The organism is Kribbella sp. NPDC050470 (assembly GCF_044458365.1).
Lineage (GTDB): Bacteria > Actinomycetota > Actinomycetes > Propionibacteriales > Kribbellaceae > Kribbella.
In genome coordinates, this window is sequence record NZ_JBITHV010000019.1 from 98,525 (window position 1) to 124,639 (window position 26,115).

14 protein-coding genes are annotated in these 26,115 nt (G+C 71.1%); 9 read left to right on the forward strand and 5 right to left on the reverse strand.

Features of this window, described 5'->3' with window-relative positions:
* Positions 1–63: 63 nt before the first annotated feature.
* Positions 64–10,683: an amino acid adenylation domain-containing protein gene (locus ACIBGM_RS42425; RefSeq protein ID WP_396388777.1), complete on the forward strand. Its 10,620-nt coding sequence runs from the start codon at positions 64–66 to the stop codon at positions 10,681–10,683.
* Positions 10,684–10,776: 93 nt separating this feature from the next.
* On the opposite strand, the gene ACIBGM_RS42430 is transcribed toward ACIBGM_RS42425, so the two are convergent.
* Both ACIBGM_RS42430 and ACIBGM_RS42435 read right to left on the reverse strand, forming a co-directional pair.
* Positions 10,777–11,184, reverse strand: a complete 408-nt coding sequence (locus ACIBGM_RS42430) for a hypothetical protein (protein WP_396388778.1) — start codon at positions 11,182–11,184, stop codon at positions 10,777–10,779.
* Between the two features lie 344 nt (positions 11,185–11,528).
* A complete protein-coding gene (locus tag ACIBGM_RS42435; RefSeq protein WP_396388779.1) occupies positions 11,529–12,458 on the reverse strand; it encodes an ROK family protein in 930 nt (309 codons plus the stop codon).
* 293 nt (positions 12,459–12,751) lie between these two features.
* On the opposite strand from ACIBGM_RS42435, the gene nagZ reads away from it, so the two are divergent.
* Positions 12,752–14,242: a beta-N-acetylhexosaminidase gene (gene nagZ, locus ACIBGM_RS42440; RefSeq protein ID WP_396388780.1), complete on the forward strand. Its 1,491-nt coding sequence runs from the start codon at positions 12,752–12,754 to the stop codon at positions 14,240–14,242.
* On the opposite strand, the gene ACIBGM_RS42445 is transcribed toward nagZ, so the two are convergent.
* On the reverse strand, positions 14,223–15,437 hold the full coding sequence (locus ACIBGM_RS42445; RefSeq protein WP_396388781.1) for an ROK family protein: 1,215 nt from the start codon (positions 15,435–15,437) through the stop codon (positions 14,223–14,225). The genes nagZ and ACIBGM_RS42445 overlap by 20 nt on opposite strands.
* 69 nt (positions 15,438–15,506) lie before the next feature.
* Between ACIBGM_RS42445 and ACIBGM_RS42450 the strand changes: the two genes are divergently transcribed.
* The 6 genes from ACIBGM_RS42450 (at position 15,507) to ACIBGM_RS42475 (ending at position 23,695) form a co-directional block, all read left to right on the forward strand.
* On the forward strand, positions 15,507–17,210 hold the full coding sequence (locus tag ACIBGM_RS42450) for a glycoside hydrolase family 13 protein (protein WP_396388782.1): 1,704 nt from the start codon (positions 15,507–15,509) through the stop codon (positions 17,208–17,210).
* Between the two features lie 187 nt (positions 17,211–17,397).
* Positions 17,398–18,540, forward strand: coding sequence for a Nif3-like dinuclear metal center hexameric protein (locus tag ACIBGM_RS42455; RefSeq protein ID WP_396388783.1), 1,143 nt, complete (start codon positions 17,398–17,400; stop codon positions 18,538–18,540).
* A gap of 25 nt (positions 18,541–18,565) precedes the next feature.
* Positions 18,566–20,053, forward strand: a complete 1,488-nt coding sequence (locus ACIBGM_RS42460) for a hypothetical protein (RefSeq protein WP_396388784.1) — start codon at positions 18,566–18,568, stop codon at positions 20,051–20,053.
* 146 nt (positions 20,054–20,199) lie between these two features.
* A complete protein-coding gene (locus ACIBGM_RS42465) occupies positions 20,200–20,958 on the forward strand; it encodes a zinc ribbon domain-containing protein (RefSeq protein WP_396388785.1) in 759 nt (252 codons plus the stop codon).
* A 76-nt stretch (positions 20,959–21,034) separates the two neighbouring features.
* On the forward strand, positions 21,035–22,165 hold the full coding sequence (locus tag ACIBGM_RS42470; protein WP_396388786.1) for a bifunctional RNase H/acid phosphatase: 1,131 nt from the start codon (positions 21,035–21,037) through the stop codon (positions 22,163–22,165).
* A gap of 93 nt (positions 22,166–22,258) precedes the next feature.
* On the forward strand, positions 22,259–23,695 hold the full coding sequence (locus tag ACIBGM_RS42475; protein WP_360520913.1) for an RNB domain-containing ribonuclease: 1,437 nt from the start codon (positions 22,259–22,261) through the stop codon (positions 23,693–23,695).
* Here ACIBGM_RS42475 and ACIBGM_RS42480 read toward each other — a convergent pair.
* The gene (locus tag ACIBGM_RS42480) at positions 23,684–24,250 is read right to left on the reverse strand and encodes a TetR/AcrR family transcriptional regulator (protein WP_360520916.1); all 567 of its coding nucleotides are present in this window, start codon (positions 24,248–24,250) and stop codon (positions 23,684–23,686) included. The genes ACIBGM_RS42475 and ACIBGM_RS42480 overlap by 12 nt on opposite strands.
* Positions 24,251–24,302: 52 nt before the next feature.
* On the opposite strand from ACIBGM_RS42480, the gene ACIBGM_RS42485 reads away from it, so the two are divergent.
* Positions 24,303–24,788: a GNAT family N-acetyltransferase gene (locus tag ACIBGM_RS42485; protein WP_396388787.1), complete on the forward strand. Its 486-nt coding sequence runs from the start codon at positions 24,303–24,305 to the stop codon at positions 24,786–24,788.
* Here the strand turns inward: ACIBGM_RS42485 and ACIBGM_RS42490 are convergent.
* A complete protein-coding gene (locus ACIBGM_RS42490; protein ID WP_396388788.1) occupies positions 24,785–25,921 on the reverse strand; it encodes a hypothetical protein in 1,137 nt (378 codons plus the stop codon). The two genes, ACIBGM_RS42485 and ACIBGM_RS42490, sit on opposite strands and share 4 nt — an antisense overlap.
* Positions 25,922–26,115: the final 194 nt, after the last annotated feature.

The following is a 26,115-nucleotide window of genomic DNA, read 5'->3' on the forward strand; positions in this document are numbered from 1 at the left end:
GATCCGGCCCGCGTTCCCGCGTGACGCCGTACCGGTCCTGCTCGCGGTGGTGGCATCGGCGTGGTGAGGAGCAGTGTGGACCGGCCGGCGATCAGCACCGGACCGGCCCTGATGATTCCGGCCGGGTACCCGCGTGATCTCCCGAGCGCCCTGCTGCGCGCCGCCCGCGACTTCGGCGGCGCCGGCGTGGTCGAGATCGGGCCGGACGGCCGCGAGACCAAACTCGACTTCCCGACCCTGCTCGAGCTCGCCGCGCGCATCCTGGCCGGGCTGCGGGCGAACGGCGTCCGCGCGGGCGACCCGGCCGTCGTACACGTCACCGAGCCGGTCGGCTTCTTCGCCGCGTTCTGGGCCTGCACGCTCGGCGGCATCCGGCCGTTGCTGATGGCCCCGAGCGCCGGCGGCGACCGCACCGAGGAGGGCCGCGAGCGGCTCCGCAAGGTCACCGACCTGCTCGGCTGGACGGTGCTGATCGGCCGCCCGTCCGACCTGCCGAACGACCTCGGCCTGCCCGTCCTCGACCCGGATGCGCTGGCCGGCCACGAGCCGACCTCGGAGTTCCACCGGCCGGCTGCCGACGACGTCGCCGTACTGATGACGTCGTCGGGGACCAGCACGGGTGCGCCGAAGATCGTTCAGCTGACGCACCGCGGTCTGGTCGAGTTCGCCGCCGGTACGCCGGCGATGCTGCCGGTCCGGCCTGGACAGACCACGCTCAACTGGCTGCCGCTGGACCGCAGCGGCGCGTTCTTGCTGTACCACCTGCTGCCCGTGTTCACCGGGTGCACGAACATCCACGTCAACACCGACTGGGTGCTCGCCAACCCGCTGCGCTGGCTCGACCTGATGGACCAGCACCGGGTCAACCACTCCTGGTCGCCGAACTTCGGCTACCGGCTCGCCACGCAGGCGATCGCCGGTGAGCCGGACCGGCACTGGGACCTGTCCGCGCTGCGCAGCCTGGTCAGCGGTGGCGAGCAGATCACCGTGCCGGTGATGAGCGAGTTCCTCCGGCTGACGAACCGGTTCGGCGTCGTACCGGAGACCTTCGTCGCGGCGTGGGGGATGACCGAGACGGTCACCGGGATCACGTTCGGGCGACCGGGGCTGACGCCGAACGTGCACCGCGTCCGGATCCCACCGACCGGAGTCGTCGAGTGGGTCGACCAGCGGCCGTCGAGCGGCAAGGTCGCGGTGGCACGGCCGGGCAAGACGCGGGCCGAGGCGCCGGGCGTGCTCAGCCTGGTGTCGGTCGGCGCACCCGCGCCGGGGACGACCGTGCGGATCGTTGCGCCGAACGGCGCGGTGCTGCCGGAGGGCCGGATCGGGCAGTTGCAGGTCGCGTCCGCGCGGGTGACGCCCGGGTACCTGGGCAACCTGGAGGCCGACCGGGACGCGTTCCCGATCGGCAACTGGCCGGCGCGCAAGTGGCTCGCGACCGGCGACCAGGGCTTCATCACCGGCGGGCAGGTAGTCATCACCGGCCGGGACAGCGAACGCATCATCATGTCCGGCAAGCTGTACTACGCGCACGACATCGAGACGGTCGCGTCCTCGGTGGTCGGCGCGGAGCACGGCCTGATCGCGGCCTGCGGAGTTGCCGACCCCGAGCGCGGGACCGACCGCCTGGTCGTCTTCTACGCGCTCACACCGGAGTCGATCCCCGGCATGGACCAGGCGATCCGCAGCCTGATCCAGGGCCGCCTCGGCCTGGAGGCGGAGGTCGTCGGCGTACCCCGCCGCGACTTCCCGACCACGCCGGGCGGCAAGATCCTCCGTCCCCTCCTGCGCCAGCGCTGGCTCGACGGCACCCTGGAAACCCCCGCCCACCCGTACGTCGAACCCGCCGGCGCCAACGCCCACTCCGGCCCCACCGGCGAAGGCCCGCACGCCACCACCCCCGGCACCCCCATCTCCCTCGAGGAAGACCCCGCCGAACGCACCCAAGAACTCCCGGTAGTCCGCCTGGCCTGGAAACGAACCCTCCAGCAATCCATCCCCACCCCACCCCAACGCCCCACCCTCGGCGCCAACCGCACCCCCACACCGGCCCCGGAAACCCCCTCCGCCCCAGCCGAGCCAACCGCAACAGCAGCCGAGCCAGGCCCGACCGCAGCCGAGCCGACTCCTGCCGCCGTACACGAGCGCAGCCCTTCCGCCGGGGGCGAGCCGACTCCCGCCGCCGTACACGAGCCGGGCCCTGCCGCCGAGAGTGAGTCAGCTCGAGCCGCAGACGAGCCAACTCCTGCCGCCGCACACGAGTCGGCTCCCGCCACAAGCCAGGCAGGTCCCACCGCCGTACACGAGCCCGGCTCTGCCGCCGAGCGTGAGTCAGCTCCCACCGCCGCAGGAGAGCCAACTCCCGCCGCGAGCGAGGCTGACCACGACCACGCTCCCCAGCCCGCGTCTGCCGCCTTCGAGGCCAGCTCCACCTCCGGTCCAACGGTCGCCACCGACCCCGGCACCAACAGCACCCCCGACGCGGATACCACCCGTCAGCCCGACGCGGACGCCAACGGCAACGACGAGTCCGACGCCTACTTCGACAGCACAGCCTTCTCCCGCAAGCCCTCCACAGACCCCGAAGCCACCACAGAACTCCGCCGCATAGAAGCCCCCATCCTCGGCACAGACCCCACCGCCGATGTCCAGCCCACCGCCGAGGCCCAACCCAGCTCCGAGGGGGACACCGCCACCGAGCCCAACTCCGTGGATGGCCCCGCCACGGAGCCCAGCGCCGAGGTTGGCCCCGCCACGGAGCCCAGCGCCGAGGTTGGCCCCGCCACGGAGCCCAGCGCCGACGTCGACCTCACCGCCGACGTCCAGCCCGGCGGCCAACCACAGGCCGATCCCGCACCTGAGGCCGGCTTCGGACCCGAGGCTGTATCGCTGACGGCCGGCGGTCCTCCGACGATTGCAACGAGCGCCGAGGCCACGCCGCAACCCGCCCAGCCGACCGCGAAGGCTGACAATCCCGCGGTACCCGCCGAAACAGAACTCACCTCCGACCAGGAGCCTGCAGCCGACCCGACGACCACCGAGCTGGCACCCGAACCAAGCAGTGAACTCGCGGAGCCCACCCCCGACCCGACCGCTGAGCCCGCCGAGGCGAGCGATCGGCCCGAGCAGCCGAGCGACCCGGACGCGGACCAGACCTCGCACGCAGCCGAGATCGAGTCGCCCGCCGACGCGGACCTCAGCGCCAGGCCCGAGGCCGAAACCAACCAGCCCACCGCCCAGGCCGAGGCTGAGCCGACCGACGAGTCCGCCGCCCAGGCCGAGGCTGAGCCTACCGACGAGTCCGCCGCCCAGGCCGAGGCTGAGCCGATCGACAAGTCCGCCGAGCAGGCTGAGGCTGAGCCGACCGACCAGCCCGCCGAGGCTGATACTGAGCCGACCGACGAGTCCGGCGAGCAGGCTGATGCTGAGCCGACCGACGAGTCCGCCGGGCAGGTCGCAGTACAGCCCGCCGAGTTCGAGCAGCCTGCCGCGCCGGAGGTCGCTCCCGAGGCCGACGCGGAGGACGCTCACGCTGCGGCCGGCGAGGCCACCGCGGCAGCTGAGTTGCCTGTCAGCGAGCAGAGTCACCAGCCCGCGGAGCAGATCGCATCAACCGCCGAGAGCGAGTCGCCCACGGAGACCGATCTCAGCGTCGAGCGTGAGGCCGAAACCGACCAGCCCGCCGCCCAGGCTGAGCCGACCGACGAGCCCGCCGACCCGGTCGCAGTACAGGCGGCCGAGGTCGAGCCTGCTGAGCCGGAGCTTGTCGCAGAGCCCGCAACGGGGGACGACCAGGCTGCTGCCGGCGAGGTGCCCGCGGAGCTGGTCGCAGGACCGGCGGCCGAGGTCGAGCCTGCTGAGCGGGAGCTTGTCGCGGAGCCTGCAACGGAGGATGTCCAGGCTGCTGCCAGTGAGGGCACCGCGAACGCTGAGTCGGTCACCGCCGCACAAGGCGCCGAGCCGAGTGATCAGGCCGCGGAGCAGGTGGAGCAAGCCGCTGGGGTCGAGTCGCCCGTGGTGGACGCCAGCTCTGAGCCTGAGGCCGGGGCCGATTCGGCGGCCGTCGAGGGCTCGGCTGAGTCCGCCGAGCGGGTCGCAGTACAGGCGGGCGAGGTGGAGCCTGTTGAGGCGGAGCTTGTCGGCGAGTCTGCAACCGACGATGACGAGACCGCTGCCGGTGGGGTCACTGGGGACGCCGAGTCGGTCGCTGCCGCGCACGGCGCCGAGCAGAGTGATCAGGCCGCCGAACAGGTCGCAGAAGCTGCTGAGGTCGAGGCGCCCGCCGGCGTGGAGCTTGGCGCCGAGCCTGAGGCCGGGGCTGATTCAGCGGCCGTCGAGGGCTCGGCTGACGCGGGTGATGAGTCTGCTGAGCGGGTCGCAGTACAGGCGGGCGAGGCGGGCGATGAGTCTGCTGAGCAGGTCGCAGTGCAGGGTGCCGAGGTTGCGTCGTCTGAGCCGGAGGTCGTTTCCGGGCACGATGCGGCGGATGCCGGCGCTGCGGCTGGTGAGGTTGCCTCGGAGGCTGAGGCGGTCATCGCTGGGCAGGGCGCTGAGGCGGGCGAGGAGGCCGGCGAACAGGTCGCAGTACTGGCCGCGGGGGGCGAGGCGGCCGCCGAGGGGGACCTCGGTGCTGAGTCCGAGGCGGACGGCGATGGGGCCGTCGTACCGGCGTTGGCTCAGTCGGGTGAGTCCGCCAAGCGGGTCGCAGCAGAGCCAGTCGCTGAGCCTTCGGAGCAGGTTGCGGGTGCTGCGGGGGCTGGCGGCGTCGAGCTCGGGACTGAGGCCGGTGAAGAGGCTGCCGGGCAGGCTGTAGGGGCGGCTGGCGTTGTGGGGGAAGCGGCGTCGGACGAAGGTGTCTCGGCCGCGGGGTCGGTTGGTGGGCAGAAGAAGAAGGCGGCTGTTGTTGGGCCGGTGGCTGTGGTGGGGCTGGCGGGGCGGTTTCCGGGGGCTGAGGGGTTGGAGCAGTTCTGGGACAACCTGGTGGGTGGGGTTGGGAGCGTTCGGCGGTTCACGCCGGATGAGGTGCGGCTGGCGGGTGGGCATCCGGATGACGGGATGGTTGCGGTCAGTGGGGTGCTGGACCATGTGGAGTCGTTCGATGCGCGGTTCTTCGGGTTGGGGGATCGCGAAGCGGAGCTGATGGATCCGGCGCTGCGGTTGTTCCTCGAGGTTTGTTACCAGGCGCTCGAGCACGGCGGGTACGCCGGAACCTCCAGCCGCGTCGGCGTTTTCGCCGGTTCCGGCATGAACCTCTACGCCAAGCAGAACCAGTCCCGCGACTCCCTGGCTGCCCGCGTTGCCTACCGTCTCGGTCTCACCGGCCCGGCGATCGGGGTCCAGTCCGCGTGGTCGTCGTCGCTGGTCGCCGTACATCTGGCCTGCCAGGCGCTGAGGTCCGGTGACGCGGATCTCGCGCTCGCCGGCGCGGCCGCCGTACAGGTGCCGCAGGCAACGGGTTATCGCCCGTCCCCGGAGTCGATCCTGTCGCCGAGTGGTCAGGTCCGCGCGTTCGACGCGACCGCCGACGGGACGGTCGCCGGCAACGGCGTCGCCGCGGTCCTCCTCAAGCGGCTCGACCAGGCGGTTGCCGACGGCGACACGGTGTACGCCGTCATCCGCGGTACGGCGGTCAGCAGCGAGGACGCGCCCGCCGGCAACCAGGTCGACCTCATCGAGCGCGCGCTCGAGCGGGCCGGTTTCGCGGCGGACTCGCTGAGCTACATCGAGGCGAACGCGATCGGCAGTACGACGGCGGACTCGGCCGAGGTGAAGGCGCTGACGACCGCGCTGCGCCGGCACACCGACAAGGTCGGCTTCTGCACGCTCGGCTCGGTGAAGCCGAACATCGGCCACCTCGACAGCGCTGCGGGCATGGCCGGCCTGATCAAGACCATCCTGATGCTGCAGCACCGGATGCTGGTCCCGACGATCAACTACAGCGAGCCGAACCCGCAGCTCGACCTCGACGGCAGCCCGTTCGTGATCGGCACCGAGGCCCGCGACTGGGAGGCCGGTACGACGTTGCGCGCCGGCGTCAGCGCACTCGATGCCGGCGGCACCAATGCGCACGTGATTCTGGAGGAGGCGCCGCGGCAGATCCGCCGTGGCGACGACGGACCGGTCGTGCTGCCGCTGTCGGCACCCGACCTGGACGCACTGGCCGACCTGGTCGAGCTGTACCGCACCGACCTCGGCCACGGCACCGGTCACCGCCTCATCGACCTCGCTGGCACGGCGGCACTCGGCCGACCGGCGTACCGGCACCGCATCGCCGTCGCCGGCTCGTCAGAGGCCGAGCTGGTCGACGCGCTCGCCACAGCTCAAGCAGCCGAAGTGCCGCGCGGCGGACCGGGTCCACTGGGCTACGCCTTCACCGGACAGGGTGCTGCACGCCGCGGTATGGCTGCTGGCCTTGCAGCACGTTTCCCGGTGTTCCGGTCGGTGCTGGACGAGTGCGACCGCGTGTACGCCGAGGAGTTCGGCGGCAGCCTGCTCGACCTGTTGCTGACCCCGGCCGGCTCGTCGGAGGGCGTGTGGCCGACGGAGACCGCGCAGCCGGCGCTGTTCGCGTTCGAGTTGGCGTTGGCGCGGTTGTGGCAGTCGTTCGGTGTGCAGCCGGCGCTCGTGGTCGGCCATAGCGTTGGTGAGTACGCCGCTCTGTGCGTGGCCGGTGCGTTGTCGTTGGCTGACGGAGTACGGCTGACGGCCAAGCGTGGCGAGCTCATGCAGCGTGGCACGGTCCCTGGCGCGATGGTCGCCGTACGGGCGGATGCGGACCGGGTTCGCGAGCTGGCGCAGACGCCCGGTGTGGAGATTGCCGCAGGCAACGGTCCGCAGTCGTTCGTGCTGACCGGGTCCGAGGTGATCGTCGGACAGTTGGCAGCGCAGCTGGACCAGTTGCAGGTCGCGTGGCAGCGGCTGGACGTGGACCGGGCGTTCCACAGCTCGCTGGTGGACCCGATCCTCAAGGACTTCGCGGCGATCGTCCGCGAGATCACGCTGAAGCCGTTGCGTACGCCGATGGTGTCGAGCTGGTCCGGTGAGCTGCTGGAGTCGGGGACTGTGCTGGACGGCGACTATCTGGTCGGCCAGCTGCGTCAGCCGGTGCTGTTCGGTGACGCGGTCGAGGCGGTGACGGCGGCCGGGTGCCGGCGGTTCATCGAGCTCGGGCCGGACGCCGTACTGAGCCCGGCCGGTCGCCGGATCGCGCCGAACAGCACGTGGATCCCGGCGCAGCGGCTCGGCCAGGACCCGGTGCTCGCGACGATGAACGGGCTGGCCGAGCTGTACGAGCAGGGCACCGAGATCGCCTGGTCCAAGGTGTACGGCGATGGCGGGCGGGTGCCGTTGCCGACGTACCCGTTCCGTCGGGTGCATCACCCAATCGACAACTCCGCTGCTGTCGCCGAAGGTGCCGAGGGTGCTGGGCGGTTGAGTCCGTTCGAGCGGGCGGCGCGGGCGCAGACGGTGGTGTTCGAGCCGGCCAGCGGGACTGGTCCTGCGGTGAAGAAGATCCCGTTGGATCCGCCCGTCGAGCCGTCGGCGGCCGAAGCGGTCGAGGTCGATGCGAGCGAGTCCGAGGCTGATGTGGCGGACGAGTCGGTGTTTGCGCTGCCGGCTGAGACGCATTCGGTGGACGCGGATTACTTGGCGCAGGCCGGCTCGTTGTCGGGTGACGAGGTGTCGGCCGAGGTCTATCGCGCGTCGCTCGATGTGGTGCTGGACCTGACGTGCGAGGAACTGTCGCTGGATCCCTACGACCTGACGGTCGATCACACGTTCGCCGAGCTGGGGGCGACGGCGGAGTCGATGGCGCCGGTGGTCGAGGAGATCAATGCGCGGTTCGAGGTCAGTCTGACGGCGGAGGAGTTGCTCGGCAGCTTCAGTACGCCGCACAAGCTGGCGACTGCCGTGGCGATTCAAGCGCCGAAGCCGGAGCCCGTCGTCATCGAAGAGGTGGTTGCCGAGGGCGACGAATCGCCTGAGACGCCTGCTGTGGTTGACAGTGTGGCGCCGGCAACTGACGCCCGGACGGCGCTGGCGGTGCTGGGTACTGGGCTGGCGGAACTGGCGGCGAAGGTGGACGAGGCCGCGGCTGCGACGAGCGAGGCCGAGCTGCCGGGGTCGGGGATGGCCGCGTTGATGTCGCAGCAGTTGCGCGTTGCCGGGCAGCTGGTCGACGGCGTCACCAAGCTGATGCGTGAGCAGCTTGCACTGCTCGAGCCCGCGCAGGAGTCCGCGAAATCCGAGGCGCAGGAGCCCGACGAGTCAGCCGACGACGAGGACCCCGAGCCGGCCGCCGAACCCCGCGATGAGACCCAAGCCGACCAGCAGGCCGGAGCCGGTGAGCAGACCGAGACAGCGAAGCAAGCTGGGGTTGCGGAGCTGGCTGCGGTTGGTGGGCCGGTTCCGGTTGCCGAGTTGTCGGAGGAGGAGCGGGAGGCCCGGCGGCGGGACTTGGCGTACTGGGATGTGGCCCTCGCGGGCGCGGAGCCCTTGGTGCTGGTGGGTGATCGGCCGGTAGGGGAGCAGGGCGTCGGGTCGGTCAAGAAGGAGCTGGCCGAGGACCTCGGAGGCGCGATCTTCGTGTTCAGCCGGGAGCGCAAGGTCAGCCCGTTGATGGTGATGCTCGCGGCCGTCGGCACCGTGCTCGGCCGGTTCGCGGCGCAGGACGACGTGACCATCGGGACCGCGCCGCCCCGCCCGCAAGGCGACACTTCGACCACGCCTCAGCGAGCGCTGCCGATCCGCGTAGACCTGTCCGGTGAGCCCGACCTCGGCGTGCTGGCACACCGCGTCCGCGACGTCACCACCGGCGCGTTCGACCACGCCGGCACCGACCTCGCCGTACTGGAACGTGACCCGCTCTTCCAGGTCCTGGTCGAGTTCGAGGACGGCGACACCGACCTGCCGAAGCACCTCGACCTGCGCCTCCGGCTGACGCACCACGAGGCGAGGATCACCTGTACGGCGGACTACCGCACCGGCATGTTCGAGCAGAGCACCATCGACCGCCTGCTCGCCTACCTGGAAGCGGTACTGCGTCGCGCGACCACGCAACCGCATCTCCGCCTGCCCGACCTGATGCAGCCGATCGAATCCGACCTGCAGACACTGCACGAGCTGGAAGGCGACATCGACCCGGCCGGCCCGATCGGCCGAGTACGGCGGAACGCAGTAGTCGCCGGCGAACTCAGTGGACTGCACACGCTGTTCGAGCAGCAGGTCGCCCGCACTCCCGATGCGATCGCGCTGATCCAGGGCAACCGCGAGCTCACGTACGCCGAGCTGGACCGCCGCTCCAACGCGGTCGCCTGGCAACTGGTCGACCTCGGCGTCAAGCCCGGACAGCTGGTCGCCGTACGCGTTGCCCGAGGCACCGAGCTCGTGGTCGCGGTGCTCGCCGTACTGAAGTCCGGTGCGGCCTACCTGCCGCTGGACCCCGGTGTGCCGGAGTCGCGGTGGGCGTTCATGGTCGACGACTCGTCGGCGGTCGCCCTGGTCGGTGACGACGCCGCGCTGGCGGACCGGCTCGGGCTGCGGCTGGTTCCGGTCGCGGCGGTGGACGGCGACCCGCGGTCGCAGCAGGCGCCGCCGGTCCGGTCGGCTGCCGATGACGTTGCCTACTGCATCTACACGTCGGGCTCGAACGGCAACCCGAAGGGCGTGCTGGTTCCGCACCGCGGCCCGGTCAACCTGATCCGGCACTACCTGGCGACCCGGCGCTCGCTGCGGACGTTGCAGTGGACGTCGTTCGGCTTCGACGTCCACGTGCAGGAGATGTTCACCGCGCTGGCCTCCGGCGCGCCGCTGGTGCTGATCGGCGAGGACGACCGGTACGACCCGGACGCGGTGATCGCGGCGCTGCGGGACCACCAGGTCGAGCGGCTGTTCATGGCGTTCAGCCCCCTGACGGCGCTGCTCGCGACGATGCGCCGGCTGCCGGAGCTGCCCGCGCTGCGCGAGATCGTCGCCGGTGGCGAGGCGATGGTGCTGACGCACAAGGTCCGGGACTTCCTGGACGCGCACCCGGGCTGCCGGCTGTTCAACGAGTACGGCCCGGTCGAGGCGTCGATCGTGACCACGATCCACGAGGTCGACCCGGCCGAGGACCGCCCGTCGATCGGGCGGCCGGTCGAGGGCGTCGTCGTACGCCTGCTGGACCAGGCTTTGCGGCCGGTGCCGGTCGGCGCGGTCGGTGAGATCCACCTCGGCGGCGCGGCCGTTGCCCAGGGCTACATCGGGCGGCCGGACGAGACCGAGCGTGCGTTCGTGCCGGACCCGGGTCACCCGGGTGGCCGGCTGTACCGCAGCCGCGATCTTGGTCGCTGGCGGGCGGACGGGACGCTGGAGTACCTCGGCCGGGCGGACGACCAGGTGAAGATCCGCGGTCACCGGGTCGAGCCGGGGGAGACCGAGCACGTGCTCGCGGACCAACCCGGCGTGGTCGACGCGGTCGTGGTCGCGTGCGCGGACCCGGCCGGTGACACCTGCCTGCTCGGGTACGTCGTTCTGGAGGACAGCGATCCCGCGGTCCTGGCCCGGTTGATGCTCGACCTGGGCAAGGAGTTGCCGATCTACCTGGTCCCGGCCGACCTGATCCCGATCGAGGAGCTCCCGCTCGACGACAACGGCCGCCTGGACCGCTCGCGCCTCCCCGAACCCGAGTGGCTCAAGGCGTAACAGCTTGTCCTGCACCGTGGGCGGGGTTGGGCCGGTGGCCGCCCTCCCACAACCACCGCCGACCGTCCACGGTGCAGAACCCGCGATCGATCCTCATCCCTCCCGAGGACCGATCGCACTCCGCGCCGGTCTGCCGCGGAACAGCGATGAGGCGCTGATCACGCAGACGAGCAGGGAGTAGATCGCGAGCGCGAATCCGACGCTCCCGTCGTCGGCCCGCTCACCGGAATCCGAGTCGGAGCCCAGGGGCGAGCCCGGGCGCAGACCAGTACCGGATTCCGGTGAGCAGACCGCGGCCGCGCCGGCGACGATTGCGGCGGGATCCGAGCCGGCGAGGGCTCGTCCGCGCAGGCAACCGTGCAGGGCGGCGACGCCGCACGCTGCGGCGACGTTCAGCAACAACAGGCGGTCGGCGACCTCACCGACCTCGCGGCGCGAGACGGTGGTGACGACAGCAGTGGTGAGGAAGGCGGCGAAGAGCAGGAGTACCGCGACGTCCATCCGGACTGATCCCTTGGGGTCGAGCGTTGCCTCGGACAACGCTGGCGAACGTTGCTACCTCACCTGATCCAATGCGACTGCCCCTGTCACGCGATGGCGGCGGAGAGTCTCCTCTCCGCCGCACTCGCGTTCTGGCCGATCCAGGCCCCCTGATCGGCCGGTTCGGTCGGTCCGAGCCCCCCTCGACCGACCCTGGATGACGTGCCCCCACCCCATCCACCCGTTGCATCGGAGACGACGGGGTGGTCGTTACACACTTCTGGGCAACTTCGTAAAAATTGCGCAAAGCTGCTCGCGACGCCCTTTTCCGGACGCGTTAGTTGTGCGCGGAGGTCCGCAGCGGCTCAGCGAACGGCGGACCAGGCCTGGTGAGCGGCTCCGAGGAGGCCGGCGTTGTCCAATTGGGCGGGCTCAACGCTCAGATCGGTGACGAAGGGCAGCTGGGCGAGCCGCTTGACCCAGGCCTGGACCGGGTCGAACAGGACCGAGCCGGCCTTCGAGACGCCGCCGCCGATGACGACGGTGGTGAGGTCGACGGTGACCGCGGTCGCGACGATGCCTGCGGCCAGCGCCTGCGCGCCGTCGTCGAAGGCCGCCAGCGCGAGCTCGTCCCCGGCGGCCGCGTCGGCGGCCAGTACGGCGGCGTCCACGGCCTCATCGGCTCGCCAGCCCCGGCGCTTGGCCCGGGCGACCATCCGCGGCCCGCTCGCGTACGCCTCGACGCACCCGAACGATCCGCACGCGCACGCCTCGCCGTCCAGGTCGACCACCACGTGTCCGATGTGCGCCGCGTTGCCCGACTGGCCGATCATCGGCTTGCCGTCGACCACCAGGCCGCCGCCGACGCCGGTCGACACCACGATGCCGAGCAGCGTGTCCGCCTCCCGCCCGGCGCCGGTCCAGAACTCGCCGAGCGCGAAGCAGTGCGCGTCGACCCCGAGTGTCACCGGTACGTCGCCGACCAGTTCGCGCACCCGGTCAACGAGGGGAAAGTTCCGCCAGCCGGTGATGTTCACCGGCGACACCAGCCCGTGCTCCTGGTCCAGCGGACCGGCCGAACCGATGCCGACCGCCAGTGGCTCGGCGTCGCCGCGGACCCGGTCGATCAGCTCGGCCAGCGCGGCGAACACCTGGTCGGCGTCGCCAGGTGGGGTGCTGATCCGGTCGCCGGTCACGATCCGGCCGTCCGCGGACACGAGAGCGGCGGCCATCTTCGTGCCGCCGATGTCGATCCCGAGAACCGTGTCCTGCGCGGTCACCGCAACGTCACTCATCGTCCCCCCGGGTCAGTGGCGGTTGTCTGCTGGGCAAGCGGTCACGGTGTCGGGCTCCGTCGACAGCGGTCAGGTCGAGAGACAACGTTATCTGTAGTCGGGCCGGACAGCGAGGGGTAAGTCTCAGAAATCCGTCCGGAAACCGTCCTGGCACGCTCAAAATCGGTCTGACAATAGTCTGACAACGATCGCCCTGATCTCGTCACGCGGCGCTAATTATTAGCTGTCCGTGACGGCGCACCCACAGCGGTTTCGGGTAGCGCCTTCCCCCACCGGGGCGAGAGGGTGTCTGGATGAGCGATCACCTGGAACGTGATGCAGCCGGCGCGCTGGTCGTCGGCTTCGACGGGACCACCGCCTCGGACGACCTGCGCCGCGCGGTCGCGGCCGGGCTCGGCGCGGTCATCCTGTCGACCCGCAACGTCTCCGACGCCGAGCAGGTCCAGGCGCTGACCGCCACGCTGCGGTCGGAGCGGCCGGACCTGATCGTCTCGATCGACCACGAGGGCGGCGAGTTCAGCCATCTCGCCCCGGCGAACCCGTGGCCGCTGGCCTCGCCGCGGATCCTCGGCGACCTCGACGACGTCGACCTGACCCGCGCCTCGGCCCGGGACGCCGCCGCCACGCTGGCGAGCCTCGGCATCGACCTGATGCTGGCCCCGTCGGTCGACGTGAACAGCAACCCGGCGAACCCGATCATCTCCACCCGCTCGTTCGGCACCACCGCCGACGTCGTCTCGCGGCACGGCGTCGCGTTCGTCGAGGGCGTGCACGAGGCCGGGATCGCCGCCTGCCCGAAGCACTTCCCCGGCCACGGCGACGTCACCGTGGACTCCCACCTCGACCTGCCCCGGGTGGACCGCTCGATCGCCGAGGTCACCGACGTCGAGCTCGCGCCGTTCAAGGCCACCATCGCGGCCGGCGCCGACGTGATCATGAGCGCCCACATCGTCTTCTCCGCGTACGACGACCAACCGGCCACCCTCTCGCACCGGATCCTCACCGGGCTGCTCCGCGAGGAGCTCGGCTTCACCGGCGTGATCACCACCGACGCCCTCGAGATGCAGGCGATCACCAAGACCCAGTCGATCGAGGACGCGACCGTCGCCTCCGTCCGGGCCGGCGCCGACCTCGCCATGGTCGCGCTCGCCACCGCCGATCCGCGGGCGCTCACCAAGGCCCTGGTCGATGCGGTCGGCAACGGCGCTCTCGACGCCGAGCGGCTCGCCGACGCCGCCGGCCGGGTCCGCGCGCTCGCCGCGAAGTTGCAGACCCGCACTCGCCAGCCAGGCCTCGACGGCGCCCCGGTCCGCGAGGTCGCCACCCGTGTCGTGGCCAGCCAGACCCTGCCCGCGCTCGGCACGCAGCCGTACATCGTCGACCTGACTCAAGGCCTGCACCCGGCATGGAACCCCTATTTCAGTGGGCTTCCGGAGGTCTTCAGCCGCGTCGCGCCCGGTTCCGAAGGGGTGGTCCTGCGAGGCGAGCACCGGGTCCTCGACGGCGCCGGATCCGAGTCCGAGGGTGCCATCGCCCGCGCGGCGGCAGCGGCGGCCGGTCGTCCACTCGTGATCGCGGTGCAGGATGCCGTACGCACGCCGTGGATGCGTGAAGCGCTGGCCGCGTTGCTGCAGGGCCGCGGCGAGAACACCGTCGTCCTGTGCACCGGCATCCCCGAGGACCGCGAGCTCGTCCCCGAAGGGATCGCCGCCGGTACGACGTCCGGCCGCAACGTGATCGTGCTCGAGGCGATTGCCAGGGCCCTCACCCGGGACGGCAGCTGAGGCTGAGATCCAGCGCGTTCTGCTCCACGTAGTTCAGGGCGTGCCGGACGGCGCCGACGGACACGATCGCGTCGCCGAGTGACGACACGGCGACGCGCGGCGGTGTCGAGGTGAAGCCGGCCAGCTGCTGCTCGATGTCCGGCAGCAGCGACTTGGCCGCCTCGGCGACCGCGCCGCCGATCACGACCAGCTCGGGGTTGAACAAAATGGCGAGCGTGGCGACCACCCGGGCGGTCCGGGCGGAGATGCGCTGCAGGATCTCCAGCGCTACCTGGTCGCCGGCGTCCGCGGCGGTGAAAACCAGCTCGGCGGTCACCGGCCGGTCGCCGGCCAGGGCTCGCAGCGCAGTCTTCACGGCCGGGTCGGCGACGGCTGCGGCGCCGTCCTCGCGAGCGATCCGCGCGATGCCGTGGGTGTCGCCGACGCCCTCGACGAGCTTGAGGTAGACCATCTCGCCGGCGCCGCCGCGAGAGCCGTGCAGCAGCCGGCCGGAGTCCATCAGGCCGGAGCCGAACCGCTCACTTGCCAGCAGTACGGCGAGGTCGTCGACGTTGCGGCCTTCGCCGCGCCAGTGCTCGCCGAGTGTGGCCAGGTTGGCGTCGTTCTCCAGGAGGACCGGCCAGCCGTGCAGCTCGGTCAGCCGCCGGCCGAGCCCGGCGTCGAAGCGCCGCCAGAACTCGTCGTCGGCCAGGAGGTTTCCGCTTCGGTCGACCGGAGCGGCGACGCCGGCGCCGGCTGCCAGCACCTGCGCGTCCGGCACCTGGGCGGTCTCGAGCGCCTCGACAACGGTCTCGTGCACGATCTCGGTCCGCTCGGCCGCGGTCGAGTCGCCGGCCACCGAGCGCACCGCCTTGGCCAACGTCTCGCCGCGCAGGTCGGCGACCAGCACGGTGGCCTTGCCCGCGCCGATGTCGATCCCGAGCACGTAGCCGGCCCGGCTGTTGAACTCGAAGCGGCGCGACGGCCGCCCGACCGCGCTGTCGTCCCGGCCGGGGTCGTGCTCGACCACCCAGCCCATCGAGATCAGGTCGTTGCAGACCGCGTGCACGGTCGCCCGGGTCAGGCCGGTCGCCTCGATCAGGCCGGTTCCTGTCATCACCCCGGCGCGGGAGAGCACGCCGAGTAGCTTCCCGGCGTTGACCCGGCGCAGCATCGGCGGCGTCGCGGTCGGCGGAGTGGCCGATGGCTTCGCCATGAAACCCCCTTGACCTGTCGTGGACTGCGACGCAGAATACTGCAGAATCTAAATTTAGAGTATATATAAATGAGCGGGAAACGTCCCCGCAACCGCCTGGACATCCTGGACCCCGCGCCTTCCGACCCAAGTGAGGCTCTCTTGACCAGCACGCAGTCGCCGACCGACCGAGACTGGTGGCGCCAAGCCGTCGTCTACCAGATCTACCCGCGCAGCTTCGCCGACTCCAACGGCGACGGCATGGGTGACCTGCAGGGCATCATCAGCCGTGTTCCGTACCTCACGTCCCTGGGTATCGACGCGGTCTGGCTGAGCCCGTTCTACCCGTCCGCCCTGGCCGACGGCGGGTACGACGTCGACGACTACCGCAACGTGGACCCGCGACTCGGGACCCTCGAGGACTTCGACGTACTCGTCAGCGCGCTGCACGACGCGGGGATCAAGCTGATCGTCGACATCGTCCCGAACCACACCTCCGACCGGCACGAGTGGTTCACCGAGGCGCTGGCGGCGGACAAGGGCGCGCCGGCCCGGGACCGGTACATCTTCCGCGAGGGCGACGGCGACGAGCCGCCGTCGGACTGGGACTCGGTGTTCGGCGGGTCCGCCTGGGCGCAGGTCGAGGACGGGCAGTGGTACCTGCACCTGTTCGCGGCCGAGCAGCCGGACCTGAATTGGGAGCACCCGGAGGTCCGGGCCGACTTCCTGCAGACGCTGAGGTTCTGGTCGGACCGCGGCGTCGACGGTTTCCGCGTCGACGTCGCGCACGCCCTGGTGAAGAACCTGAGCGAGCCGTTCCCCTCGAAGACCACGCTGCCCCGACAGTCCGAGTCCAACGGGGCGCACCCGCTCTGGGACCAGGACGGCGTGCATGAGATCTACCGCGAGTGGCGCACGGTGCTGAACGAGTACGACCCGCCCCGGTCGGCCGTGGCCGAGGCGTTCGTGCCGGCCGCCCGCCGGGCCCGGTATGCGAGTGCCGACGGGCTCGGGCAGGCGTTCAACTTCGACCTGCTGCAGGCCGACTTCGAGTACGCGAAGTTCCGGCAGGTGATCGAGGACAACCTCGCGCTGGCCGAGCAGAACGGCTCGTCCTCGACCTGGGTGTTCTCCAACCACGACGTCGTCCGGCATGCGACCCGCTACGGGCTGCCGAAGGACCCGTCCGGCAGCTGGCAGGACGGCAAGGCGTGGCTGCTCAGCAACGGGACCGAGCCGACGGTCGACGTCGAGCTCGGCCTGCGGCGGGCGCGTGCGGCGACGCTGCTGATGCTGGCGCTGCCGGGCTCGGCGTACCTGTACCAGGGTGAGGAGCTGGGGCTGCAGGAGGTCGGCGAACTGCCGGCCGCGAACCTGCAGGACCCGGCGTACTTCCGGTCGAAGGGCGCCGAGAAGGGCCGCGACGGCTGCCGGGTGCCTATCCCGTGGACTGTCGGCGGACTGTCGTTCGGCTTCGGTTCGGGCGGTTCGCACCTGGTCCAGCCGAAGTGGTTCGGCGGCTACTCGGTCGAGGCGCAGGAGGGCGACCCGGAGTCGACGCTCAGCCTCTACCGGAAGGCCCTCGCCGTACGGCGCGGGCTGCAGACGGGCAACTCGCTGACCTGGGTCGAGGGCGGCGACGACGTCCTGCACTTCATCCGTCCGGGCGGCTGGCAGTCCATCACCAACTTCGGCGCCGCTCCGATCGAGCTGCCCGAGGCTGCAGTCGTGCTGTCCAGCGGCCCGCTCGAAGGCGACAAGCTGCCGAGTGCCACCACGGCCTGGCTGATCTAGACACGTCCCGGTCATCCCGGTCGTCCCCCTGGCGGCTGTGGCTTGGCCGGGACGTACCGCCGGAACGGGTTGTGGTGGAGGCGGCGGGGCGGTCGCCACACCACACCGGCACCGGCGGGTGTGGTTGTGACGGGGGCACCGGGCGGTGGCCCCCGTCACAATCCCTATGGATGGAAGGATGGGCCTCGTGACGACGAGGCTTGCTGATGTGATTGCCGTGCTCGACCGGCTGTACGACCCGGCGTGGGCGGAGAGCTGGGACGCGGTCGGGCTGGTGACCGGGGATCCGGACCAGCCAGTACGGCGGATTCTGTTCGCTGTCGACCCGATGCGGCCGGTCGTGGACGAGGCGATCGCCGGTGACTTCGACCTGCTCGTCACGCATCACCCGCTGCTGCTGCGCGGGGTGAACAGCGTCGCCGCGACGACACCCAAGGGTCGCGTCGTCCACGACCTGATCAAGAGCAACACCGCCCTGCACGTCTGCCACACCAACGCCGACAACGCGAACCCGGGCGTGAGCGATGCGCTCGCCGCGGCGCTCGGCTTGCAGGACACCCGCCCGCTCAAGGCGATGCCTGCGGAGCCGACGGACAAGCTCGTCGTGTTCGTCCCGGTCGAGGAGACGCAGGGCATGCTGGACGCGCTGTCCAAGGCAGGCGCGGGCCGGATCGGGGACTACGACCGGGCCGCCTGGAGCGGGACCGGCGAGGGCACCTTCCGGCCGCTCGAAGGCGCCAACCCGACGATCGGGCAAGTCGGCGACATCGAGGTGGTCGCGGAGAACCGGCTGGAGATGCTCGTCCCGCGCCGGAACCGGCGGGCCGTGGTTGAGGCGCTCAAGGCCGCCCATTCCTACGAGGAGCCGGCCTTCGATATCTACGAACTCGCCGCCCTGCCGAGTGAGCGCGGCGGCGGGCGGGTCGGCGTACTGCGGGAGCCGTTGCCGCTGCGGGACTTCGCGCGACTGGTGGCGGACAACCTGCCGCGGACCGAGCACGGCGTACGGGTGTCGGGCGATCCCGACCGGATCATCGAGACCGTCGCGGTGGTCGGGGGAGCGGGTGACTCGGAGTTCGACCGCGTCCGTGCCTCCGGGGTCGACGCCTATGTCACCGCGGATCTCCGGCATCACCCGGCGACCGAGGCCCGGGCGTACGACGTGGGCCCGGCGCTGGTCGATGTCGCGCACTGGGCGAGCGAGTGGCCTTGGCTGCAGGACGCGGATCGCCTGCTGCGCGCGCAACTGGAGGGTGACGTCGAGACGCACATCTCCACCATCTGCACCGACGCATGGACCCTCCGCGTCGGCCAGGACCCACAGGCCTGAGCCACCTCGTCCCTAGGCTGAGCCGGTGATCTTCCGGCTCGGCCTGCTCTCCGTCCTGCTCATTGCGCTGACCGGTTGTGTCGGGCTCGGCGGGCCAGATCGCTCAGCGAGTCCGCCGCCGCTGCCGTCTCCGCTGCCGAAAGCGGTGCACCCGCCGGCGGCCAAGCCAGTCGATCGCGACCAGGCCCGGGTGCTGGCCGCGCTCGCGCAGGTGGACGCCTGTGCCTTGCTGGACCCGGCCAAGGCGAAGGCGCCCGGCTTCACGGTCGGCGCCACGATTCGCCGTACGGATCCACACGAGTGCCGGATCGAGCACGGCACCGCCTGGATCCGGGCCGAGCTCGGCCTTGCTGATTCGTTCCGGTTCCACAGCGAACTGCGCACGGTGGCCGGAGCCAAGGCGTACGTGAGGGGCGACGAGGACTCCTGCCAGGTAACCCTGCCGGTGACCTTCCAGCGCTCGGTCAGCTTCTACGGACACTGGCCGGACAAGGCGGCCCCGCTCGACTGCCGGACGGTCGAGGCGTTTGCGGCAGCCGCCGTACCGGTGCTGAATCGGCCGACTCCGGCCATGGCGCCGCTCGCGAGCTGGAACGGCTGCACGGCGTTGGAGAAGCTCGTCGGCCGCGCCACCGGCCGGTTCGAAGTGGGCAGCTACCCGACGCTGACCGTGGACGGCTGCACCGATTGGGTCGACGGGCGGAAGGGCACCGAGGTCAGCCTCGGCTACGGGCCGGACCTGGTGACCTCGAACTACCCCAAGACCGTGCGCCTTGCCGGCCGGACGGCTGGTGTCACGTACGGCGAGGGGCAGTGCTGGCTGACCTGGAACCAAGGACCGTCCGCGCAGCCGGATCCGCGCGAGAAGTGGGTGCAGATCGTGCTGCGGTCGCCGAACTGCGCGACCAGCAAGCGGCTGGCGGTGAAGCTGATCGCGATGCTCGCCGGCCCGCTCCCGGCCGCGGCCAAGCCGCAGGCACCGCTGCTGATGAAGCCCACCGACCACGACTCGAAGCAGCCGGGTGCGTGTATCGATCTGGAGGTCACCAAGGAGTTCCCGGTCTGCGAGCCGTACGTTCCGGTGCAGCCGCCGAAGGGTGCGGTCGAGGTGTACCGGCAGGGCAGCCAGGACGGCAACGTCGTGTGCTCGATCAGCCAGGACGCCGTACGGCGGGTGCTCGGGAGCGGATTCCGGCCGGTCGTCGAGGGTGCTGCCTGTGTGTTCGTCGAGCCGAGTCACGCGCTCGAGGTCAGGGTCGGGGTGACCGATCGGACGGTGGGTGCGGGCATCGCGCCGCGCAAGGTCGAACTGGCCGGCCGCCAGGCTCTGGTCTCGACGTCACAGTCGGACGAGGACAGCAAGCTGGTTTACCTGCGGGCCGAGGACAGCACTGGTGTGGTCCTGTCCGTTCACTTCGCCTTCGAGCGGCCGCGCGGCGGTGGTGACCTGGACACCGGCCGTGAGGCCCAGCTCGAGCCGCTGGGTCGGCAGATCCTCGAACAGTCCTTCTGACCACCGTCCCGGCTTGTGGCGCGCAGGCAGTAGCGTGGAGACTCTCACAACTGAAAGCTGCTGGAGGCCGTGTCTGGTGGCTCCGCGCCTACTGCGCGGCACTCGGCACGGCACCTCGCGACGGCGCGGAACCACCAGACACGACCTTGAAGGAGCCGACCCTGAACGCCGAGCCCGCTGTCCAACGCCGGTTGCTGGACCTGCAGGAACTCGACCTGCAGCTGGATCAGGTCGCCCACAAACGCAAGTCGCTGCCGGAGCACCAGGCCCTGGCCGACCTGGTCGCGGAGAAGTCGGTGGTCGACCGCGACCTCGTCACCGCCGACACCGAGGTCAGCGACCTGCAGCGCGAACAGAAGAAGGCCGACAGCGACGTCGAGCAGGTGCGCCAGCGCAAGGCGCGCAACCAGCAGCGGCTCGATTCCGGCCAGGTCACCTCGCCGCGAGACCTGGAGAACCTGCAGCACGAGATCGGCTCGCTGGACCGGCGGATCTCCGACCTGGAGGACGCCGAGCTCGAGGTGATGGAGAAGCTGGAGGCCGCCGAGGCGGTGCAGGCCGACCTGCGCACCCGGGCCGAGGCGTTCGCCGGCCGGCAGGCCGAGCTGGAGACCACCCGGGACGCCGTGATCAAGGAGCTCGACGAGCAGCGGGCCCAGCTCGGCGACAAGCGGGCCACGGTCGCCGCCGAGCTCCCGGACGCGCTCGTCACGCAGTACCAGCGGCTCCGTGAGCACAACGGCGGCATCGGCGCCGCGCCGCTGGTCGGCAAGCGCTGCATGGGCTGCCGGATGGAGCTGGCGCCGTCCGACCTGAACCGCATCAAGGCTGCCGCGCCGGACGCCGTACTGCGCTGTGAGGAGTGCGGCCGGATCCTCGTGCGCACGTCGGAGAGCGCGGTATGAGGGAGCGAAGCGAGCTCATCATCAAGCACAGCGCCCCTCGTGCCTCATCCGCGCCCGGAGCGAAGCGAGGACGTGGATGAGCTTCGACCATGTCGTCGTCGAGGCAGATGGCGGATCACGGGGTAATCCAGGACCAGCGGCGTACGGCGCTCTGGTGCGCGATCCCGCGACCGGCGAGGTGATCGCGCAGGCCGGGAAGACGCTCGGGATCGCGACCAACAACGTCGCCGAGTACTCCGGGCTGGTCGCCGGGCTGGAGCTGGCCGCGGAGTACGCGCCGAACGCCTCGATCGAGGTGCGGATGGACTCCAAGCTGGTGATCGAGCAGATGGCCGGCCGCTGGAAGATCAAGCACCCGGACCTGCAGCCGCTCGCGATCAAGGCGCAGGGGCTGGCGCCGTTCGGCACCGAGTGGACCTGGGTGCCGCGGGCGCAGAACGCGGCCGCGGACGCGCTCGCGAACATGGCGCTGGACGGTGTGCCGATCCCGTTGACCCCCGAGGCGACCGCGGCCGGGCCGGCCGTAGCGAAGGAGCCGTCGGACCTGCAGAAGGCGTTGCAGGGCTGGGGTGCGCAGGCCGAGCCGCCGACGCAGCTGATCTTCCTGCGGCACGGCGAGACCCCGCACACCGTGGAGAAGAAGTTCTCCGGATCCGGCGGCGACAACCCCGGGCTGAGCGACACCGGCCGGGCGCAGGCGCACGCGGCCGCCGAGTACCTGTCCCGGATCGGTGGTGTGGACGCTCTCGTGACGTCGCCGATGCTTCGGACGCGGCAGACGGCCGAGATCGTCGGCGCAGGTCTCGGACTCGAGCCGGTCGTCGACGAGGGCTGGATCGAGGTCTCGTTCGGCGACTGGGACGGGCACACGTTCGCCGAGATCCAGCAGAAGTGGCCGGACGCGCTGAACGCCTGGCTGGACTCGACCGCGGTCGCGCCGCCCGGTGGTGAGTCGTTCGACGTGTGCGCCCGGCGGGCCCGGTCGGCGCGCGACGGGCTGCTGGCCAGGTACCCGGGCAAGACGGTGGTCGTGGTCACCCACGTGACGCCGATCAAGCTGATGGTCCGGTCGGTGCTGCAGGCCCCGATGGCGTCGCTGTTCCGGATGGAGTTGCGTCCGGCAACGGTGACCGAGATCCACTGGTACGCCGACGGCCTCGCGTCACTGCGATCCTTCAACGTGCAACCCTCGCTAGGCCGTGTCTGACGGTCCCACGCCTACTGCGCGGCACTCGGCGTGGGACCGTCAGACACGGCTAGTCTGAGGTCCACGCACAGCTGAGAAGGACGGAGAGCGCCCGTGCCGTTGCAGAGGGTCCACTTTGCCGAGGACGTCCCCGAGGTGTTCCGGGCGTCGCTACGGGACATCCGGCGCGAGCTCGACGTACCGGCCGAGTTCCCGCCCGAGGTGGTCGCGGCGGCGCTCGAAGCGGTGCAGAACCCCCGGCTGCCGGACCTGGACCGGACCGACATCGAGTTCGTCACGATCGACCCGCCGGACTCGATGGACCTCGACCAGGCGCTGCACATCGAGCGCAACGGCGACGGCTACACGGTGTACTACGCGATCGCCGACGTCGCCGCGTTCGTGCAGCCCGGCGACCCGATCGATGTCGAGGCGCGTCGTCGCGGCGAGACGCTCTACGCGCCGGACAAGCGCACCCCGCTGCACCCGCCGGAGCTGTCCGAGGGCGCGGCCTCGCTGCTCGCCGACCAGGTCCGCCCCGCGCTGCTGTGGACGATTCAGGTCGACGCGTCCGGCGAGGGCACCGGCGTCACTTGCGAGCGGGCGCTGGTGAAGTCGCGCGCCAAGCTGAACTACGCCGGCGTCCAGAAGGACCTCGACGCAGGTACGGCGCGGGAGTCGCTGCAACTGCTCCGCGAGGTCGGCCAACTGCGTGAAAGGCTCGAGCTCGAGCGCGGCGGCGTCAACCTGCCGATCCCGGACCAGGAGGTCGTCACCTCCAACCACGGCTGGGGCCTGGAGTTCCGCGCGCCGCTCCCGGTCGAGGGCTGGAACGCGCAGATCTCGCTACTCACTGGCATCGCCGCGGCGGACCTGATGCTGGCCGGCAAGGTCGGCATCCTGCGCACGCTGCCGGAGTCGCCCGAGGACCTGCGGCGCAAGCTCGGGAACACTGCCAAGGCGCTCGGCATCTCCTGGCCGGACGGGACGTCGTACGCCGCGTTCATCCACGGACTGGATCCGAAGGTGCCGGCGCACGCGGCAATGCTGGCGGCGTGCACGGTGCTGTTCCGCGGCGCCGGGTACACGGCGTTCGCGGGCTCGACGCCAGATCGGCCGGAGCACGCGGCAATGAAGGCCGAGTACGCTCACGTCACCGCGCCGCTGCGCCGGCTGGTCGACCGCTGGACCGGCGAGATCTGCGTCGCGCTGTCCGCGGGGACCGACGTCCCCGAGTGGGCGCGCGAGTCGCTGGACGAGATCCCGAAGATCATGGACGACGCCGATCGCCGGGCGAACGCGTACGAGCGGTCGATCGTCAGTATGGTCGAGGCCGGGCTGGTCGCCGAGCAGGTCGGGTCCGAGTTCGACGGCGTGATCACCGAGGTCGACCAGCGCGAGAACACGCGCGGCATCGTCGTACTGTCCAAGCTGGCGATCGAGGGACGGGTGACGAGCGCGACGCCGCTGCCGCTCGGGCAGGCGGTGCGGGTCAAGCTCGTCGAGGCCGACATTGCCAAGCGGTCGGTCTCGTTCGAGCTAGCTGTCTAGGTAGTCCTCGACCGCCCTGGTCGTGCGCTCGAGGTCCCCGGTTGCGAGCAGGTCGAGCAGGGCGCCGCGGAGCATCGCGAGTACGGCGGTCCGGCGCGCCTCGGCCTCGGGGGTGCCGGGATCGGGCTGACTCGCCTTGAGCAGCTCAAGCCAGTCGTCGACCGTGGAGCGGCCGTAGTCCGCCCACGGGCCCTTCGGCGCCACCAGCGATCGGCCGTACGCCTCGACCCAGAACTTCATCAGCGGCCGCCGTTCGGGCGCGGCCAGCCAGGTCCACAGCTCCCGGGCGACCGCGGTCAGCCCGGGTGGTTCGTCGTACCGCTCGTCGATCTGCCGGAGCAACTCGAGCTCGTCGACGCGGGCGCGGGCGAGCAGGGCGCGGATCAGGCCGTCCTTGCTGTCGAACAGGAACAGCAGCACCCGCGGGCTGGAGCCGATCGCGGTCGCGAGCGGGCGCAGCGACAGGTCGGCCAGGCCGTGGCTGAGCGAGTACGCGTAGGCGCGCTCGAGCAGTTCCTGCTGGCGCGCGGACGGGGCTGGCTTCGTGGTCGGCACCCCGCTAGTATCTCTTACTGAAACAGTCGTGTCAGTGGATTGGGTAGGGTTGATGCCGAAGCTGATCAGGAAACTGGGGGAGCCGGGCGATCTCGGCTGGGTGGTGAAGTCACACGCCGAGATCTACGCGGCGGAGTACGGATGGGGGTTCGCCTACGAGGCGTTGATCACGCAGATCGTCTCGGCGTACGCGACCGAGCACGACGATGCACGCGAGGCCGCGTGGATCGCGGAGGTGGACGGTAAGCGGGCCGGGAGCATCTTCTGCGTGCGCGGTCCGGACGAGGCCACGGCGCAGCTGCGGCTGCTGCTGGTGACGCCGGACGCCCGCGGGCTGCGGCTCGGCGTCGAGTTGGTCGACACGTGCCTGGCCTTTGCTCGCGAGGCCGGCTACAAGCGGATGGTGTTGTGGACGAACGATCCGCTGGTCGCCGCGCGGCACATCTATCTGTCGCGGGGCTTCCGGTTGACCAGCTCCGAACCGCACAACATGTGGGGCGCTGAGCTGACCGCGCAGACGTACGAGATCGACCTCTAGCTGCTGCAGGCCGGAGCGCCCGGGGCCGGGGCGTTGTAGATGGCGTGGGCGAGGAAGGTGCTGATGTAGCCGTTCTGCACGCGGAGTGCGTGCCGCGGTCCGGCGCTGCCGAGAGGCAGGTACTTCCGTAGCGGCAGTGCGAGGTAGTAGGTGCCGTAGTCGGTGAAGTTGTAGTGCCGCGTCCCCGGGACCGTCGCGCACCACGACGTGCCAGTGCTTGCCTTGAGCAACGACAAGGCGCGGTCGCGGCCGTCGTCGCCCCGGGCGTCCGGTCCGCAGACGCCGGTGATGCAGGAGTCGTCGGCGCCGAGCAGCAGGATCGGCGCGTGCACACCCTTGCTGACGGCCTCGCCGTACGGGCTGCCGTCCAGGTTCGCCGCGGCCGCGCACCGCTCGGTGGTCCGGCATGCCTCGAGCGCGGCCGCGCCGCCGAACGAGTGGCCGACGTACGCCGTCCCGACGCTCGGCTCGGCACTGTTCGGCAGTTGCTTCGCCACCATCGAGCCGGCGAACCGGGCGTCGGCGGCCCAGGTGTTGACGAGGAGATCGCCCTGCTCGTCCAGGTCCTTCGGCTGGGCGTCCTCCTTGGCCTCGACCTTCTGGCCGTCCAGCACGGTGAGGTCGGCGCTGTACGTCGGCGTCACGCCGGCCACCAGGTAGCCGTGGCTCGCGATGTCCTCGGCCAGGCTGGCGTACATCGGCGCCGACAGGCCGAGGCCCGGCATGAGTACGACGACCGGGAACCGGCCGGGCGCGACCGCGACCCGGTCGAACGCCGGGTCCTGGAGCGTGTCGAACGGTCCCTGGAACACCGACGCCGGCGCCTTGAGGTGCAGGTCGCTCCACAGGCCGGGCGCGTACTGCACTTTGCGGCCCGTGACGTCCTTCGCGACCGGATGCCAGACCCACACCGAGAGCTTCCGCTGCCCGTCGCCGTACGGATCCTTGCGGGTCGTGTCGGTCCACTCGAACGTCCGCCGGCCGACCTGGAAGTTCCCGGTCGGGTCCGGCAACGCCACTGGCTCGGACCGCTTGACCGCGATCCACCCGACGTACCCACTCCCGGCGAGCAACGCGAACAGCACAGCGATCACCACCGCCGTGCGAACCCGCCGAACCCCTCTCCGCGCCATACCCCAAGCCTGCCACCCCACCGGCGCCGAACCCCGCAGAACAGCTCCGAACTCCCCGATATCAGCGCTGATCGGAGTTGCGGGGCGGGGGGGGGGGGGGGGCCCGCCCCCCCCCCCGGGGGGGGGGGGGGGGGGGGGGCGCGGGCCCCCCCCCCCCCCCCCAACCCCCCGCGGGGGGGGGGGGGCGCCCCCCC

What these genes read in the sequence shown, in the direction of transcription:
- ACIBGM_RS42430 (WP_396388778.1), bottom strand. Translation starts at nt 11,184, where the DNA reads ATGGACGTCGCGGTACTCCTGCTCTTCGCCGCCTTCCTCACCACTGCT.
- ACIBGM_RS42435 (WP_396388779.1), bottom strand. Translation starts at nt 12,458, where the DNA reads ATGAGTGACGTTGCGGTGACCGCGCAGGACACGGTTCTCGGGATCGAC.
- nagZ (WP_396388780.1), top strand. Translation starts at nt 12,752, where the DNA reads ATGAGCGATCACCTGGAACGTGATGCAGCCGGCGCGCTGGTCGTCGGC.
- ACIBGM_RS42445 (WP_396388781.1), bottom strand. Translation starts at nt 15,437, where the DNA reads ATGGCGAAGCCATCGGCCACTCCGCCGACCGCGACGCCGCCGATGCTG.
- ACIBGM_RS42450 (WP_396388782.1), top strand. Translation starts at nt 15,507, where the DNA reads ATGAGCGGGAAACGTCCCCGCAACCGCCTGGACATCCTGGACCCCGCG.
- ACIBGM_RS42470 (WP_396388786.1), top strand. Translation starts at nt 21,035, where the DNA reads ATGAGCTTCGACCATGTCGTCGTCGAGGCAGATGGCGGATCACGGGGT.
- ACIBGM_RS42485 (WP_396388787.1), top strand. Translation starts at nt 24,303, where the DNA reads ATGCCGAAGCTGATCAGGAAACTGGGGGAGCCGGGCGATCTCGGCTGG.
- ACIBGM_RS42490 (WP_396388788.1), bottom strand. Translation starts at nt 25,921, where the DNA reads ATGGCGCGGAGAGGGGTTCGGCGGGTTCGCACGGCGGTGGTGATCGCT.